Source organism: Apibacter sp. B3546, from assembly GCF_009827885.1.
GTDB lineage: Bacteria > Bacteroidota > Bacteroidia > Flavobacteriales > Weeksellaceae > Apibacter.
Genome location: NZ_WINW01000037.1, coordinates 106,422 through 122,559, shown reverse-complemented (window position 1 = coordinate 122,559; position 16,138 = coordinate 106,422). Strand labels below are relative to the sequence as shown.

15 protein-coding genes and 1 tRNA gene are annotated in these 16,138 nt (G+C 31.2%); 13 read left to right on the top strand and 3 right to left on the bottom strand.

The features are described from left to right. Nucleotides 1-57: 57 nt before the first annotated feature. The 3 genes from GFU93_RS09130 (at nucleotide 58) to GFU93_RS09120 (ending at nucleotide 3,022) form a co-directional block, all read left to right on the top strand. Nucleotides 58-130, top strand: a tRNA-Phe gene (locus tag GFU93_RS09130). A gap of 680 nt (nucleotides 131-810) precedes the next feature. Further along, on the top strand, nucleotides 811-1,074 hold the full coding sequence (locus GFU93_RS09125) for a hypothetical protein (protein WP_146105549.1): 264 nt from the start codon (nucleotides 811-813) through the stop codon (nucleotides 1,072-1,074). Nucleotides 1,075-1,138: 64 nt separating this feature from the next. Further along, a complete protein-coding gene (locus GFU93_RS09120; protein WP_160568899.1) occupies nucleotides 1,139-3,022 on the top strand; it encodes an ABC-F family ATP-binding cassette domain-containing protein in 1,884 nt (627 codons plus the stop codon). Nucleotides 3,023-3,040: 18 nt separating this feature from the next. On the opposite strand, the gene GFU93_RS09115 is transcribed toward GFU93_RS09120, so the two are convergent. Then, the gene (locus tag GFU93_RS09115; protein WP_255448154.1) at nucleotides 3,041-3,754 is read right to left on the bottom strand and encodes a Crp/Fnr family transcriptional regulator; all 714 of its coding nucleotides are present in this window, start codon (nucleotides 3,752-3,754) and stop codon (nucleotides 3,041-3,043) included. Nucleotides 3,755-3,839: 85 nt separating this feature from the next. On the opposite strand from GFU93_RS09115, the gene GFU93_RS09110 reads away from it, so the two are divergent. From GFU93_RS09110 to GFU93_RS09065, 10 genes are all read left to right on the top strand, one after another. Continuing rightward, nucleotides 3,840-6,224 carry a heavy metal translocating P-type ATPase metal-binding domain-containing protein gene (locus GFU93_RS09110; protein ID WP_160568897.1) on the top strand — a complete coding sequence of 795 codons (2,385 nt, stop codon included), beginning with the start codon at nucleotides 3,840-3,842 and terminating at the stop codon, nucleotides 6,222-6,224. A gap of 122 nt (nucleotides 6,225-6,346) precedes the next feature. Continuing rightward, complete coding sequence (ccoS, locus tag GFU93_RS09105) at nucleotides 6,347-6,550, top strand: cbb3-type cytochrome oxidase assembly protein CcoS (protein WP_370456887.1); 204 nt, start codon at nucleotides 6,347-6,349, stop codon at nucleotides 6,548-6,550. A 21-nt stretch (nucleotides 6,551-6,571) separates the two neighbouring features. Continuing rightward, on the top strand, nucleotides 6,572-8,803 hold the full coding sequence (gene ccoN / locus GFU93_RS09100; RefSeq protein WP_160568895.1) for a cytochrome-c oxidase, cbb3-type subunit I: 2,232 nt from the start codon (nucleotides 6,572-6,574) through the stop codon (nucleotides 8,801-8,803). 4 nt (nucleotides 8,804-8,807) lie between these two features. Beyond that, on the top strand, nucleotides 8,808-9,008 hold the full coding sequence (locus GFU93_RS09095) for a CcoQ/FixQ family Cbb3-type cytochrome c oxidase assembly chaperone (protein WP_160568892.1): 201 nt from the start codon (nucleotides 8,808-8,810) through the stop codon (nucleotides 9,006-9,008). A 4-nt stretch (nucleotides 9,009-9,012) separates the two neighbouring features. Continuing rightward, entirely contained in the window at nucleotides 9,013-10,017 is a 1,005-nt protein-coding gene (locus GFU93_RS09090; protein WP_160568890.1) for a cbb3-type cytochrome c oxidase N-terminal domain-containing protein, read from the top strand. A 157-nt stretch (nucleotides 10,018-10,174) separates the two neighbouring features. After that, complete coding sequence (ccoG, locus tag GFU93_RS09085) at nucleotides 10,175-11,635, top strand: cytochrome c oxidase accessory protein CcoG (protein ID WP_160568888.1); 1,461 nt, start codon at nucleotides 10,175-10,177, stop codon at nucleotides 11,633-11,635. A gap of 2 nt (nucleotides 11,636-11,637) precedes the next feature. Continuing rightward, nucleotides 11,638-12,099 (top strand): FixH family protein, encoded by a 462-nt coding sequence (locus GFU93_RS09080; protein WP_160568886.1) that lies wholly within the window; start codon nucleotides 11,638-11,640, stop codon nucleotides 12,097-12,099. Then, a complete protein-coding gene (locus tag GFU93_RS09075) occupies nucleotides 12,090-12,821 on the top strand; it encodes a sulfite exporter TauE/SafE family protein (RefSeq protein ID WP_105296788.1) in 732 nt (243 codons plus the stop codon). The genes GFU93_RS09080 and GFU93_RS09075 overlap by 10 nt, the downstream gene beginning before the upstream one ends. A 65-nt stretch (nucleotides 12,822-12,886) precedes the next feature. Next, the gene (locus GFU93_RS09070; RefSeq protein WP_166004694.1) at nucleotides 12,887-13,633 is read left to right on the top strand and encodes an ABC transporter permease; all 747 of its coding nucleotides are present in this window, start codon (nucleotides 12,887-12,889) and stop codon (nucleotides 13,631-13,633) included. A 3-nt stretch (nucleotides 13,634-13,636) separates the two neighbouring features. Beyond that, complete coding sequence (locus GFU93_RS09065) at nucleotides 13,637-14,413, top strand: ABC transporter ATP-binding protein (protein ID WP_105296789.1); 777 nt, start codon at nucleotides 13,637-13,639, stop codon at nucleotides 14,411-14,413. A 14-nt stretch (nucleotides 14,414-14,427) separates the two neighbouring features. On the opposite strand, the gene GFU93_RS09060 is transcribed toward GFU93_RS09065, so the two are convergent. Next, nucleotides 14,428-15,525, bottom strand: a complete 1,098-nt coding sequence (locus GFU93_RS09060) for a mannose-1-phosphate guanylyltransferase (protein ID WP_105296790.1) — start codon at nucleotides 15,523-15,525, stop codon at nucleotides 14,428-14,430. Then, nucleotides 15,522-16,136 (bottom strand): SprT-like domain-containing protein, encoded by a 615-nt coding sequence (locus GFU93_RS09055; protein ID WP_160568884.1) that lies wholly within the window; start codon nucleotides 16,134-16,136, stop codon nucleotides 15,522-15,524. The genes GFU93_RS09060 and GFU93_RS09055 overlap by 4 nt, the downstream gene beginning before the upstream one ends. Nucleotides 16,137-16,138 lie beyond the last annotated feature (2 nt).

The following is a 16,138-nucleotide window of genomic DNA, read 5'->3' as shown; positions in this document are numbered from 1 at the left end:
TTTTTAAAAATATTTTGTGATTTAAAAATATGCCCTATATTTGCAATCCCAAACGAGGGTACCTTAGCTCAGTTGGTAGAGCAAAGGACTGAAAATCCTTGTGTCCTTGGTTCGATTCCAAGAGGTACCACTTCAAAAATCCATAATCAATTCAAAAAGATTGTGGATTTTTTGTTTTTTTAAGTGATATATTCCTTTAGAATTTCTATAAAAAAGCATTTGATTTTATAAAATGAAATATTTTTTACTGTTGAAGTTTCTAATACATTAGCATTTTTTCCTTATATAATATTATATAATCCCATGTAAAAAATCAGAAAATTTTCTTTTTTCCTGCCGCAAAACATATACTTTCAGAAACTATCGTTGAATAAAGTCAATGCAGTGGTTCGTGAATAATCCTTTCTTTTTTTATTGTTTTTTAGGCATTTTTTATCCAATAAACAACAGGCAAATTTATTTAATGTGGTATGGGGGCTGTTTTATTCCAAACAAAACTCTGTATATACCAAGTTAGCATTTTTTAAAAATCAATAAATTTTTGTTGTTAAAAATCTTAATATAAAAAGCCTCTTTTGTCTCTTATTTATCTAGTAATAAGCTTACATTAAATTGCACAATCACATATTACCTCTATTTCTTAAACATTGAATATTTAATATTTTTTGTTTGATTGTTTAAATCTTGGAATAAAATTAGATTATTAAAAATGTAACACTATTAATTTCTTTTACCTAAGTATATCATTTAGAAATTAAAGAAAACATCTTATATATAATAAGCATTTTTTAAATTTAATTTTAATAAATTATGAATAACGTCAGTATTTTCGTGTTTTTAGCAGGAATAGTTATTTTAAATCTAATAGCTTTCTTGCTTGGCAATTTATATTGTTTTGTACCTTCCTGGCTAAACTATACTATGGTCGGTGTTGAATTATTCTGTCTCCTGCTTAGTATCTATGCCCGTATTAAAGATTTTAAAAATATTGATGCTTCTGTAGGAGTTATACTCAATGTTTTTCTGACTATTTTGCTGGTTTGTCATATGATATTATATAAATCATCAAACTAATGCCCAAATTGACTTTTTATAAAATAATTTAGAAAGCGTATTTTTGCTTTTCTATATATACCCTATGAATTATCTTTCAGTTGAAAACATTAGTAAGTCTTTTGGCATAAGAACTTTATTTTCCAATGTTTCTTTTCATATAAATGAAGGAGATCAAATTGCTTTAGTCGCTAAAAACGGTAGTGGAAAAAGTACTTTATTAAAAATCCTGTCCGGATTAGAATCTGCTGATTCCGGATCGGTTACGCTCAATAAAGACATAAAAGTAGTTATGTTTGAACAATCTGAACTATTTAATGATGATTTGACTGCTGAAGATTATATATTTACCCATTCTAACCCTGTATTGGATATTGTTCATCAATACGATACCATGGTCCAAAATGATCCTTCCAATCCTGAATTATTAGGATTAATAGAAAAAATGGATCAATGGGACGGATGGAAAGTCGAACCTGAAATTCAAGAAATTATCAATAAATTAAAAATTGATTTCCTTGATCAAAAGATAAAAAATTTATCGGGTGGACAACAAAAAAGAATTTCTCTTGCCAAATTCTTGATCGATATAAGCTTTGAAAAAGGCACTGTATTATTAATTCTGGATGAACCAACTAATCATTTAGATATTGAAATGGTAGAATGGTTGGAATTTTTTCTTAACAAAGAAAACAAAACCCTTATTTTAGTTACTCATGATCGATATTTTTTAGATGCTATTTGCACTCGGATCTTAGAAATGGAAGACGGAACCTTATATTCGCATAATGGCGATTATGAGACCTATGTAACCAACAAATCTCTAAGAATTGAAAATCAAATAGCTCAAACCGATAAAGCTAAAAATTTATATCGAAAAGAGCTGGAATGGATGCGCAGGCAACCTCAGGCTAGAACATCCAAGTCAAAAAGCAGAATTGAAAGTTTTTATAAAACGGAAGAACTTGCTAAAAAAAGTATTTCTGATGCTCAAGTTCAATTGGACATGCAAATGACTCGTTTGGGAAAAAAAATCATTGAATTTGAACATGTTTCCAAACATTTTGGAAATAAAATAATCTTGGACGACTTTTCACATACTTTTGCCAGAGGATCAAAAATCGGGATAATCGGTAAAAATGGAGTAGGTAAAACAACTTTTTTAAAGATACTTGAAAGAAAGGAAGAATTTGATTCCGGAACTATTGAATGGGGCGAAACTTTACAAATAGGGCATTTTAAACAGGAAGGCCTCGCATACAAAGAAGATCAACGAGTTATTGATTTTGTAAAAGAAATAGCAGATTATTTTCCTCTATCCAATGGAAAACAAATTTCTGCCGGTCAATTCTTAGAAATGTTTCTTTTTACACCGGAATCCCAATATACTTATATATCTAAATTAAGCGGCGGAGAGAAAAAGAGATTACAATTGCTATCTATTTTATTTAGCAATCCCAATTTTTTAATACTTGATGAGCCTACAAATGACTTAGATTTACCAACTTTAACTGTTCTTGAAAATTTTTTAAATGAATATCAAGGCTGTGTTTTGATCGTAAGCCATGACCGATACTTTATGGACAAAGTGGTTGATGAATTGATGATTTTTGAAGGCAACGGCAAAATTTCCTGGTTTATAGGTAATTATACAGATTTTTATTTAAAATCAAAGGAAAAAGAAAATGAAATCATCAAAGACGTTTCTAAAAAGGAAATAAAAAATAGTAATCCAACTAACGGGAACAAATCTCCTAAACTTTCTTTCAAGGAAAAAAGAGAATTAGAAATGCTAGAAAAAGAAATTCCTCAATTAGAAGAAGAAAAAAATAAATTAACTGAACAATTATCCTCTTCGAGTTTAAGTTTTGATGAAATACAAGAAATTAGCAATAAGCTGGAAAATCTTATTCAAAGTTTAGATTACAAAGAATCTAGATGGCTGGAACTCAGCGAGCTCAACGCTTAAATTTAAAATTAATAAATTTTATGACATAACATGCCCTAGTCGGGATAATTTTTGATGATTAAGAATTTTTATTCTTCTTCCCTCCACTTCTATAAGCTCATCATTTTTAAATTCAGAAATTAATCGTATCGCACTTTCTGTTGCTGTACCGATTAAATTTGCCATTTCTTCACGAGTAAGAGTAATTTTAATGAAGCCTTCATGATCCACATCAAGTTTTTTCTCTAAAAGAAGTAAAACGGCAGCCAATCTTTCTCTCACCGTATTTTGAGCTAACCAAGTGATGGTTTTTCCTGCTTCTCCTAAGTCTTGGGATATTTTTTTTAATACATCAAAAGAAACTCTGGAACTTATTTCTAACAGTCGATGAAAAATAATTTCAGGGATATATACTGCAGTAATATCTTCTAGAACGGTACAAGAAGCACTAAAACTTTCTCCCCCTAATAAAGAACGGTATCCTACAATTTCTCCTTTTTTTACTAAACGCAGTATTTGATCTTTACCATTATATCCTTTTCTGTTAATTTTACCCGTACCGCTTATAACTCCAAATATTCCGGTAGGTTTATAACCTTCATGTATAATTTCTTGACCTCTTTCAAAACGAATCTCCTTCATTTCTTTATCCAATATGCTATGTTCTTCTTTTGTAAATTGGCTTAAAACATCCTTATTTTTTAATTCTGATATTATTAAATCTACTGAATTTTTAGGCATGATATTACTCATATTTTTAATAATTTACGGACAAAAATAATACTTTAATTTTAAATAAAAGGATATAACTTTGCAGGTTTAGTGATAGTACAAATATATGAGTGAGCATTGTTATCATTGCGGACAGATCATTGAGGACACTCCGATTGATTTTGATAATAAATTATTTTGCTGTAACGGATGTAAATCTGTATACGAAATTTTAAATCAAAATAAATTGGAAAATTACTATAATTTAAACTCCAAAGCCGGAATAAAACCTGAAAAGGGGCAAAATTATTTTGAATTTTTAGACACCCCTCAAATCTTTGATAAAATTATTGATTATTCGGAAGGGGGATTAACTCTTATAACTTTTAAAATACCCGTTATTCATTGCAGTGCTTGTATTTGGTTATTGGAAAGTTTAAAAAATATTAATACAAATATTACATATTCTACTGTTAATTTTTCTTCTAAAACGGTACAAATTGCCTACAAAAATGAATTCTATAAATTAAGTGAATTAGCTAATTTTCTAACAGATTTAGGCTATAAGCCGGTCATTAATTTTGAAACTACTGAAAAAAAACCTGAAAAAGTAGATCACACCCTACTTGTAAAAATAGGGATAGCCGGATTTGCTTTCGGAAACATTATGCTTTTTGCCTTTCCGGAATTTCTCGAAACTGAAAAAGACCCTTGGCTTCAACAATACAGTTATTTTTTCAGAATTCTTATGTTTCTTTTCTCATTACCTGTAGTTTTTTATTGCGCTTCAGATTATTATAAATCTGCATGGGGAGCTCTAAAACACGGAGTATTAAATATTGATTTGCCCATTGTTATCGGCATATTTGCCTTATTTTCCCGTAGTTGCTTTGAAGCATATACGGGAATGAGTAACGGTTATTTCGATTCTCTAAGCGGACTTTTATTTTTTATGCTTTTAGGTAAGTATTTTCAGCAAAGAACTTATAAAACTTTAGCTTTTGATAGAGATTACAAATCCTTTTATCCCATAGCCGTAACTAAAATTACTTCCAATAAAACTCATGAAAATGTTCTGATCTCAAATTTAAAAATTGGTGACAGAATATTAATACGCAATCAAGAAATTATTCCTGCCGATTCTATTCTCATTCATGGAGAAGCGTTTATTGATAACAGCTTTATTACCGGAGAATCCAAACTAATAGAAAAGAAAACAGGAGAAAAAATATTTGCCGGTGGAAAACAATCCGGCACTACAATAGAACTAGAGATCATTAAAGAAGTTAATCAAAGCTATCTTACCCGGCTATGGAATAATGAAGCATTTAAAAAAGATACTTCAACTATTGATTCAATAACCAATAACATAAGTAAATATTTTGTGATGGTCATACTGATCATCACAATTGTAAGCGGATTATACTGGTATTTCATTGAAAAAAACACTTCGCAAATGTATCAAGTAATCACGGCTATATTGATTGTTGCCTGTCCCTGTGCTTTAGCTCTTTCCGCACCTTTTACCATTGGAAATATCATGAGAATTTTTGGTAAAGAAAAATTTTACGTAAAAGATGCTCTCACAGTTGAAAAACTGGCAAAAATAGACCATATAGTTTTTGATAAAACCGGTACTTTGACGATTAATAAAGTTAACAAAATCAGTTATGAAGGAGAAAAACTTACTATTGAAGAGTTAAAAAACTTAAAATCTATACTTCAAAATTCCAATCACCCTTTAAGCAGATCACTTTATGAATCTATTTCCATGCCTATTGATCATATACCTATTAAGGACTACGAAGAAATAATAGGTAAAGGAATAAAAGGGTTCATTAAGGGTACAGAATACAAAATAGGCTCATCCGACTTTGTTGGAAATAAAAAAAATATTAATTCCGAAACTTCTGTTTATATTTCCATCAATGGCATATACAAAGGGTTATATAAAATTAAAAACCAATACAGAAAAGATTTAAAAGAAATTATCAGATCACTTAACCATTATAAAATATCATTATTAAGTGGAGATAATAATTCCGAAAAGCATAATTTAGAAAAAATATTTTCCACAGACACGGTTATTAAATTTAATCAGTCTCCTCAAGATAAGCTCGATTATATTAAAAATTTACAAGATCAAGGGCATACAGTTTTAATGCTTGGCGACGGACTCAATGATGCAGGAGCCTTAAAACAATCTAATGTGGGTATTGCCATTTCAGATGATATAAACAGTTTCACTCCTTCGTCTGATGCCATATTAGACGGAAACAATTTTGCTTATCTACCTAAATATTTAAAATTATCAAAAAAAGCCTTAGTTATAGTTTCCATTTGTTTCATTATTAGTTTTTGCTATAATATAATCGGATTAAGTTTTGCAGTTTCTAACAGGCTTTCCCCCTTAGTAGCAGCCATACTTATGCCTGTAAGTTCCATTTCAGTAGTACTATTCACTACCGTGGTAAGTAAAGTTATTGGATATGAAACATTTAAAAAAAGATAAGGTAATTTCTTTATTAGAAAACACATCAAATAACCTAAAATACACCTCAATTTAGAAATATTCTAAATTAAAGATGCAATGTAAAAATATGTTACAAATCATTATCATTCATATCAAATAAAATGTATTTTTGTTCAGTCAGTATGGAAATATTATATTTAATGATATTATGCAGTGTTTCATTAGCTGTTATATTTTTGATCCTTTTTATTTATGGAATCAAGAAAGGACAATTTGATGATGATGAATCACCTGCAGTAAGAATTTTATTTGATTCCAATGAAGGTAATTCAAAAGAATCCAAAAACGATAAGAAAGAAAAATAATAAAGTAACTACATAACACCAATGGAAACACAAAAATTTTCATATGATAATAAAATTACAAAAGCGTTTGCCTATGCCACTATACTTTGGGGTATTGTTGGTTTTATAGTCGGACTTACTGTAGCCTCATTATTATTCATACCGACATTACCTGAATTTTTCTTTGGTACTGAAGGAGCCGATTTAGCCAGATCTCAAGGCTTTTTGGGATATGGAAGATTGAGAATGCTTCACACCAGTGCCGTTATTTATGCGTTTGTAGGTAATGGATTTTTTACAGGGTTTTATTATGCTACCCAGCGATTATTAAAATCTCGAACCAATGATCTATTAAGTTGGATTCATTTTTGGGGATGGCAATTAATTATCGTTTCTGTAGTAATTACCTTCTTAATGGGAATCAATACATCCAAAGAATATGCAGAGCATGAATGGCCGATTGATATTATGGTAGCCATTATCTGGATATTATTCGGATTGAACATGTTTATTACCATTGCTAAAAGAAGAATCAGTCATATGTATGTTGCCATTTGGTTTTTTATAGCTACTTGGGGTGGAATTACCCTGTTGTGGGTATTTAATAACTTGGCAATCCCGTTAGATTCAAATATTTTACGAGCAAAAAGTTACTCTATATATTCAGGAGTTCAAGATGCCATGGTGCAATGGTGGTTCGGCCACAATGCAGTAGCATTCTTCTTGACTACTCCTATCTTAGGATTAATGTATTATTATTTACCTAAAGCTGCCAATAGACCGGTTTTTTCTTACAAATTATCTATTATACACTTTTGGTCCTTAATATTTGTCTACATGTGGGCCGGTCCTCACCACCTACTATATACCTCTTTACCTGCATGGGCTCAAATGCTGGGAACCGCATTTTCCATTATGCTAATAGCACCTTCTTGGGGAGGTATGCTTAACGGGTTATTAACTTTACGAGGTGCATGGGACAAAGTACGAGAAGATCCTATTCTTAAAATGTTTGTAGTGGCAGTTACTTGCTACGGTATGGCTACTTTTGAAGGTCCTTTATTAGCTACTAAAACATTAAACAAAATCGGACATTTTACCGATTGGGTTATAGGACACGTGCATTTAGGAGCTTTAGGATGGAACGGTTTCATCATTTTTGGAGTTATTTATTATATCATTCCAAGAATATTTAAAACTAATCTATATTCTGTAAAATTAGCCAACTGGCATTTTTGGTTAGGAACTATGGGAATCATCTTATATGTTATCCCTATGTACATGAGTGGTTTTACTCAAGGCTTAATGTGGAAACAATTTAATCCGGATGGAACTCTTGTTACAAAGAATTTCCTTGAAACCGTTACATCGCTAAGATATTTCTTTATATTTAGATTTATAGGAGGGGTACTTTATCTTTCAGGAGCCATATTATTAGTTATAAACATTATTGCAACTGTTAGAAAAGGTACATTTGTAGCTAACGAAGAGGCAGAAGCCCCTGCTTTACATGTTTCTCCGGCAAAAGGCCCGAATGAAAAAACGCATTCCTGGTTAGAAAGAATGCCTCTATTCTTCTCTGTTTTAGCAATAATTGCTTTGGCAGTTGGTGGAGCCGTGGAAATTTTACCAACCATATTCGTTAAATCCAATATACCACAAATAACAAGTGTAAAACCCTATACCCCTTTAGAATTGGAAGGAAGAGACTTATACATCCGTGAGGGTTGTAATGCCTGTCATTCCCAAATGATACGTCCATTTAGAGATGAAGTAGTTCGATACGGAGAATATTCTAAAGCAGGAGAGTACGTATACGATAGACCTTTCCTTTGGGGATCTAAAAGAACCGGACCTGATTTACACAGAGAAGGAGGAAAAAATCCGGATTCATGGCATTTTACTCACTTATTCGACCCTAGAGAAACTTCTCCCGGATCCATTATGCCTAGATATCCGTGGTTAATTTATAACGAATTAAATGTCTCCAAAACTAAAGAAAAGTTAGAATTAATGAAAAATTGGTTCAATGTTCCTTATGAACAAAAGGATATTGACAATTATAAATCAAATATGGAGGCTCAAGCAAAAGAAATTGCAGCCAGTATATTTACAGACAGACCCGACTATAAAGCCGGTTTTGATGCCTCTGCAAAGGCTGAGGGTGCTAACTTTGTTCCATTGGAAAAAAGGGAAATTGTAGCTATAATTGCTTATTTACAAAGACTTGGTGTTGATATCAAAAAAACACAGGTAGAAACGGCAAATAATTAGAAAAATGCTCAAATTTTATAATAAAATAATTGCAGGAGTAGATAATGCCGTAATTTATCAAAGCTTAGCTCTTCTGCTTTTTGTCTTATTTTTTCTTGGAGTAACTTTTATGGTAATGAACAAACCAAAAAATTACTATAATGATATGAGCAATCTACCCTTAGAAGATAATGAAAAAAGAACTAATAATATAAATACTAAATGATCATATGAAACCTAGAACACCCTTTGTCATAAATGCTATCTTATCGGTATTTTTAATTACCGGTGCATTTTACATGTTCTTGCAAAACTTTGATTTCATCACAAATCCTATATTTTTAGCCACTATTGCCATTTCTTTTGTGTTATTACTTATTAACAATTCTTTAAATGCTTTAATAGATGCTGAAAAATTTAAGTTACTTTCTGACAGTGAAAAAAAGGACTATTTAGAACTTTTAAAAACCCCTTATTTAACTCGACTTTGGAGAGACGCATTCAAACAAAGCAAAGCAGAAGAAACCGGTGAGATTAAATTAATAGATCATGGGTATGACAATATAAAAGAATTGGATAATCAATTGCCTAGATGGTATATAGGTTTATTTGCCGTAACTATCACTTACGGTGTTGTGTATCTTTTTTCCTATGCATTTACAAGTTTTGCGCATCCGGATGTTGAATATGAAGAAGAATATAAAACTCAGATGGCTGAAATTGCCGAATATGAAAAGATAGCTCCTCAAGCCACTATAGAAACCGCTCAATTTAATCCGGATGCAGTAGCAGATGGAAAGGTAATTTATGAACAAATTTGTAAAACTTGTCATGGCGAGGGAGCTAAAGGACTTTCCGGTCCTAACCAAACGGATGATTATTGGATTAATATTCAAGAAGAATACAATAACGCAAAAGAAGACTCTGAATTTAAAAATATTTTTTATACAGTATGGAACGGTAGTAAAAATAATCCTACTATGAGAGCGTTCGGAGCGACCGGAGAAATAAAAGGAAATGATATTGTTAAAGTGGCAAGTTACTTGTACCAACTTAATAAAAATTCTCCTAAAGATTCTGAAGGCCGTTCAGTAGATAAAACCGCCAAAGAACCTCAAGGTAATTTAGCCCCTTGGTCCAAAGCATATAAAGGGGGATCCGGTACAGCTGCAGCACCAACTGAAACAACTCCCCCGGCTGCAACTACGCAAAACTCATCAAACTCAGAGAAGTAAAATAAAAATTATATAAAAGTCTGTTTAGTTTCAATTGAAGATTAACAGACTTTTGTTTTTAAATATAATTTTACTCTTTTTTATAAATGTATAATTTAAAGAAATAAAGTATAATTATAGATATCAAACTTAATAATTAACTAATAAACAAAACACCATGTCTCAGGAAACGGAGGATAAAAAAATTCCTGACCTTGAACAACAAAAGGAAGAATTCAGAGAGAACCTTGCTACTGCAGACGTATCAGGAGAAAGAAAATGGGTTTATGTCCGAAAGCCTCATGGCAAATTCACAAAATACAGAGATATAGTCAGCGCATTCCTTCTCATCATTTTGTTTATATTCCCATTTGTTAAAATCAATGGAAATCCTATTTTCCTATTTGATATATTAAACAGGCAATTCTATATATTCGGAGCTTATTTTTCCCCATCCGATTTCTATCTTTTTGGTATAGGTTTAGTAACAACCACGGTTTTTATCATTGTATTCACCGTGACATATGGGAGAATTTTTTGCGGTTGGATATGTCCACAAACTATATTTATGGAACATGTTTTCAGGAAAATTGAATTTCTTATCGATGGAGACAGAAATATGCAAATTCGCCTCGACAAACAAGAATGGAACGGCCAAAAAATTAAAAAGAGGATTTTAAAATGGTCCATCTTTTTAATTGTTTCTTTACTAATATGTGCTGTATTATTTTCCTACGTTTTAGGCACCGATGAGATACTAAAAATTTTTAAAGAAGGTATTTCAAAAAATGTCACCGTATTTATAGTATATATCATATTTACCACTTTATTTTATTTTGTATTTGCTTGGTTCAGAGAACAAGCCTGTACTTTTGTTTGTCCATATGGCAGACTTCAAGGGGTACTAATTGATAAAGACACGATAAATATTGCTTATGATTTCGTGAGAGGAGAAGGTACTGCCGGAAGAGCAAGTTGGAGGAAAAATGAAGACAGAAAAGCTTTAGGAAAAGGAGATTGTATAGATTGTAAACAATGTGTTGAAGTTTGTCCAACGGGTATTGATATAAGAAACGGAAGTCAATTGGAGTGCGTGAACTGTACTGCTTGTATTGATGCTTGTGATATGGTAATGACCCGAATGAAAATGCCAACAGGTCTAATTAGGTACGCTTCGGAAAATATGATTGAAAAAAGAACGGATTTCAAATTTACTCCGAGACTAATTGCCTACACTATAGCTTTATTGGTTTTGACATCGGTTTGTATATCATTATTGTTCATTAGATCAAGTGTGGAAACCAAATTTTTAAAAATTGTAGGTACTCAGTTTACTATCGAAGAACAATTAGTTGTTGATGAATATCAATTTATATTTTCTAATAAAACTACCGAAAAGAAAAAACTAAACGTAAAAATACTTAAACCCAATCATGCAAGTATAACTTTAGTAGGATATGGTACACAATTTATCATACAACCTAAACAAACTCTCAAAGGTACAGCCACTATTAAAATTCCTCAGTCTGATTTAATTAAAACCAAAGAAGAAGTAATTATTGGTATCTTTGACGAAAATGGTAAGAAAGTAGATGAATATAAAACTAATTTTATTGGTCCGTCTAAAATCCGATTTTAATTATGAAATTTAAATTTACTTGGGGGCACGGGGTTATTTTAGCACTTGCCTGCTTTATTATATTTATTTGTACATTGATATTCACCATAGAATTTTCAAAGAATACTTTTGACCTGGTAACAGATAATTATTATGAAGAAGAAATAAATTATCAAAAAGAGATTGATGCTACCAACCATGCTGCTTTATTACAAGAAAAACCTAAAATTGAAATATTACCTGAATCCGGCATTAAAATAATCTTTCCAAAAGAATTTAATTATACTAATACCACCGGAAAATTTAAACTTTCCAGACCCAATTCTCAAGCTTTAGATATTAACAAGAAAGAACTTGATTTATCTCCTTCTAACACCATATTAATACCGTCTAAAGTCTTAGTAAAAGGAAATTATACATTAAAATTATATTGGGAAAAAGAAAAAACTAACTACCAGATGGAAATACCTTTAACATGGAATTAGATATCGTTTATTTATATACAGCACTTAGTTTAGGGCTATTGGGGGGATTTCATTGCATAGGCATGTGTGGCCCGATCGCTTTTTCCATTGGTCTGGATGCTACTAATAAATTTAAATTCTATACTCAGAATATTTTATATCAATTGGGAAGAATAACTACTTATTCTTTATTAGGAGGCATTTTAGGAATTGTAGGTAAAAGCTTTAATATAGCCGGATATCAAAAATACATATCTATCTTTGCCGGTATTCTATTAATTCTCATGGTATTATTGCCGGGAAAAACCACTGAAATCGGAGATAATTTCAGACCGATAAATAAGTTCATGATTAAAATTAAACTATTTTTAGGTAGATTTCTTCAAAGGAAAGACAATACTTCCCGATACCTTACCGGAGTACTTAATGGATTTCTTCCTTGTGGAGCAGTTTATGTGGCTTTAACCTCTTCGATTGCTGCCGGTGGAATTATTCAAGGTATGCTATTTATGGCCGTTTTTGGATTAGGGACATTTCCTTTCATGTTCATAACAACATTAACCGGTAAATTTATTGGAGCTAAAGTTAGATTCAAGATTCTAAAAATATTTCCCTACTTTATAGTTTTAATAGGCATTTTATTCATACTAAGAGGGTTGGGTTTAGGCATTCATCTATTGTCTCCCTCAGATAAAGCTTTAAAATTGGAACAAAGATCGCATGCGAAAAGTTGTTGCCATTAAAACGGTTTCCTTTAAAAATAATCTTTCTTTTTTTAAAAATAAAAAAATAGTAACTTCGCACCATTATGGGGATGATTTCGAATATTGGAGCATATTCTTTCTTAATGGCAAGGGTTTTTAAAAAACCCCAAAAAAGAAAAATTTTCAGAAAAAATTTACTTAGAGAAATAAATGATTTAGGAGTTAATTCCGTGGGTTTGGTTGCTTTCACCTCTTTTTTTGTGGGTGCTGTCGTTGCCATTCAAATGTATAATAATTTCAAGACATCCTCTTTCCCTATTCCTGATTATTATGTGGGATATGCAACCAAAGTGGTTCTTATACTGGAATTTTGCCCTACAATAATTAGTGTTGTATTAGCCGGAAAAGTGGGTTCTTTTATTGCATCGAGCATCGGTACTATGAGAGTAACCGAACAGATTGATGCTTTGGAAATTATGGGTGTAAACAGCCCATCGTATCTTATTCTTCCGAAAGTGGTTGCTTCTTTATTTTTTAATGTAATCTTAATCATGATTAGTCTTTTGATGGGCATTCTGGGAGGTTATTTTGCGGGAAGTTTTTCAGGAAGCTGGGCCCCGGTAGATTATGTTCAAGGACTACAAATGGCATCACCTGATTTCTTTATTTACTATTGTTTTATAAAAACTATCGTATTTGCCTTTATCATAGCAACAGTACCTTCTTATTATGGTTATACCGTAAAAGGTGGTTCATTGGAAGTTGGGCGTAATAGTACTTCAGCTGTTGTATGGACAACAGTCCTTATCATCATCACAAATTTAATGTTAACTCAACTTTTACTAGATTAAACAATGATTTCAGCAATAAACGTTACTAAATCATTTGATGGTGTAGAAGTCCTTAAAGGGATTACTACTACTTTTAAAAAAGGAAAAACAAATTTAATTATCGGACAAAGTGGTTCCGGAAAAACTGTTTTTCTTAAATGTCTTCTTGGCTTATTTGAACCTACTTCCGGACAAATTCTATACGAAAATACAGATGCATCCAAATTATCTGTATCTGAAAGGCAAAATTTACGAAGTGAAATAGGAACCGTGTTTCAAGGGAGTGCCCTGTTTGATTCCATGACGGTTGAACAAAATGTAAAGTTTCCTCTTGAAATGTTTGCAAATATATCTGAAAAAGATATGAGGGAACGGGTAGATCAAGTATTAGAACGAGTAAATCTAACGAATGCGCGTAAGAAATTTCCATCTGAAATTTCCGGAGGAATGCAAAAAAGAGTAGCTATTGCACGTGCTATTGTTAATAATCCAAAATATTTATTTTGCGATGAACCAAATTCAGGTTTAGACCCTCAGACTTCTCAAATAATAGATAAACTTATTCATGAAATTACTCGTGAATACGACACAACTACTATTATAAATACTCACGATATGAATTCGGTTCTTGAAATAGGTGAAAATATAGTTTACTTAAAAAACGGAGTTAAAGAATGGGAAGGAGATAAAAACTCTATCGTAACTTCTGATAATCAAGCTTTATTAGATTTCGTATTCTCTTCAAAAATATTTAAAATGGCTCGTGAAGCCATGCTATATCATCAAAATAATAAAAAGTAAGAAACGAAGAAATATTATTCTTTTGAAGATTTCTTACTTTCTTCCAATTTTTTAATATTTTCTAAATAATCCTTAATTTTTTGATCATTATTTCGGGGACATATTAATAGTGCTTCTGAAGTATCCACTATTATAAAATCTGTTAGTCCATCAATAATATATATTTTATTCGAGAGGTCTGTTTTTATAATGGTATTACTGGTATCGTATGTATAAATATTGTTACCGTGTACTGCATTCCCTTCTTCATTTTTGTTAAAGTTCTCATATAATGCACTCCATGTTCCTAAATCACTCCATCCAAAAGTAGAAGGAATTACCCAAACATTATCAGATTTCTCTAAAATGCCATAATCAATTGAAATTTTTTCAATTTTAGAATAAATTTTTTCTACAGCCTCCGGCTCTTTATCTGTATTATATTCAGGGATTATAGATTCAAAAGATCGATACATATCCGGAAGATATTTTTGATAAGAACTTAGAATACTTCGGCTTGACCAGATAAAAATTCCTGAATTCCATAAAAAATTCTTACTTTTTAAGAACTCTTTAGCCGTTTCTAGATTCGGTTTTTCTTTAAAAGATTTCACTTGATAAAGCCCCTCTTTGCCTTCCTTAATGTACTCAATATATCCATATCCGGTGTCAGGTCTTGTCGGAGCAATACCTAAAGTTACCAATATATTATCATGACTAGCATGTTTTAAAGCGTTTAATACATTAGTAACAAATTGATTCTCATTGATAATTAAGTGATCTGAAGGAGCAACGATAATACTTGCATCCGGATTTAATTTATGGATTTTTTCTGCCATATAAATGTTACAGGCAGCTGTATTCATCATTTTGGGTTCACCGATAATTTGGTTTTTTGAAATATCGGGTAATTGACTCAATGTAAGATCAACGTATTCTTGATTAGTGATAACAAAAATATTTTCTTTTAAGATAATTTTACTTAATCTTTCAAATGTTTGCTGAATTAATGTTTTCCCTGTACCTAAAATATCATGAAACTGCTTTGGGAACTTTGTGGTGCTTATTGGCCAAAAACGACTACCTATACCTCCGGCCATAATTACACAATAATAATTCTTATTCTTTGTCATAAAACATTTATTTCAGTAACCGGAGCATTCTCCGCAATCAAATATCTTTTACCTGTATTTTTTTCAATGCAAATATAGCGAGTTTTTGATTTCTTTAATTTATAAAAAAATTTATTGTTAATTTTAAATAAAGCATTTACATGTAAATCTTTCAATAACAACGCATTCGGATCTTGTTTTCTTATAAAATATTCAGATAATTTTTTATCTGAATAAAAACTTGCTTTGGGATTCTGCATAAAAACTTTCAATATCACTTTTAATTCTTCTTCATATACATCAATACTTTCAGAAATCATTTCAGAAAATGTTTTTTTCCACTCTTTACCATGAGGTTGAATTCTTCTAGAATACAAATCAAAAGCTCTTAAATGTGCTATTTCATGGGTTAAAGTTAAAAAACATAACGATTTTAACATACCCGAATTTACTGTTATTATATGAGGATTACCTTCTTGTGGAACTCTATAATCTCCTAATTTAGTTGATCGTGGTTTTTTTATAACCAAATGAAACCAATATGGTTCCAGCCATTTTTCAATATAAGCTATTGCTTCCTTAGGGATATGGGGATTTAATTTTGAATAATCTACTTTTTTAGAAGTTTCCACTA

Excerpts from the sequence above, each read along its gene's own strand:
- GFU93_RS09110 (WP_160568897.1), top strand. The coding sequence starts at position 3,840 with ATGAGTGAGCATTGTTATCATTGCGGACAGATCATTGAGGACACTCCG.
- GFU93_RS09065 (WP_105296789.1), top strand. The coding sequence starts at position 13,637 with ATGATTTCAGCAATAAACGTTACTAAATCATTTGATGGTGTAGAAGTC.
- GFU93_RS09115 (WP_255448154.1), bottom strand. The coding sequence starts at position 3,754 with ATGAGTAATATCATGCCTAAAAATTCAGTAGATTTAATAATATCAGAA.
- GFU93_RS09070 (WP_166004694.1), top strand. The coding sequence starts at position 12,887 with ATGGGGATGATTTCGAATATTGGAGCATATTCTTTCTTAATGGCAAGG.
- ccoG (WP_160568888.1), top strand. The coding sequence starts at position 10,175 with ATGTCTCAGGAAACGGAGGATAAAAAAATTCCTGACCTTGAACAACAA.
- GFU93_RS09060 (WP_105296790.1), bottom strand. The coding sequence starts at position 15,525 with ATGACAAAGAATAAGAATTATTATTGTGTAATTATGGCCGGAGGTATA.
- GFU93_RS09080 (WP_160568886.1), top strand. The coding sequence starts at position 11,638 with ATGAAATTTAAATTTACTTGGGGGCACGGGGTTATTTTAGCACTTGCC.
- GFU93_RS09125 (WP_146105549.1), top strand. The coding sequence starts at position 811 with ATGAATAACGTCAGTATTTTCGTGTTTTTAGCAGGAATAGTTATTTTA.
- GFU93_RS09090 (WP_160568890.1), top strand. The coding sequence starts at position 9,013 with ATGAAACCTAGAACACCCTTTGTCATAAATGCTATCTTATCGGTATTT.
- GFU93_RS09095 (WP_160568892.1), top strand. The coding sequence starts at position 8,808 with ATGCTCAAATTTTATAATAAAATAATTGCAGGAGTAGATAATGCCGTA.
- GFU93_RS09075 (WP_105296788.1), top strand. The coding sequence starts at position 12,090 with ATGGAATTAGATATCGTTTATTTATATACAGCACTTAGTTTAGGGCTA.
- ccoS (WP_370456887.1), top strand. The coding sequence starts at position 6,347 with ATGTATTTTTGTTCAGTCAGTATGGAAATATTATATTTAATGATATTA.
- GFU93_RS09120 (WP_160568899.1), top strand. The coding sequence starts at position 1,139 with ATGAATTATCTTTCAGTTGAAAACATTAGTAAGTCTTTTGGCATAAGA.
- ccoN (WP_160568895.1), top strand. The coding sequence starts at position 6,572 with ATGGAAACACAAAAATTTTCATATGATAATAAAATTACAAAAGCGTTT.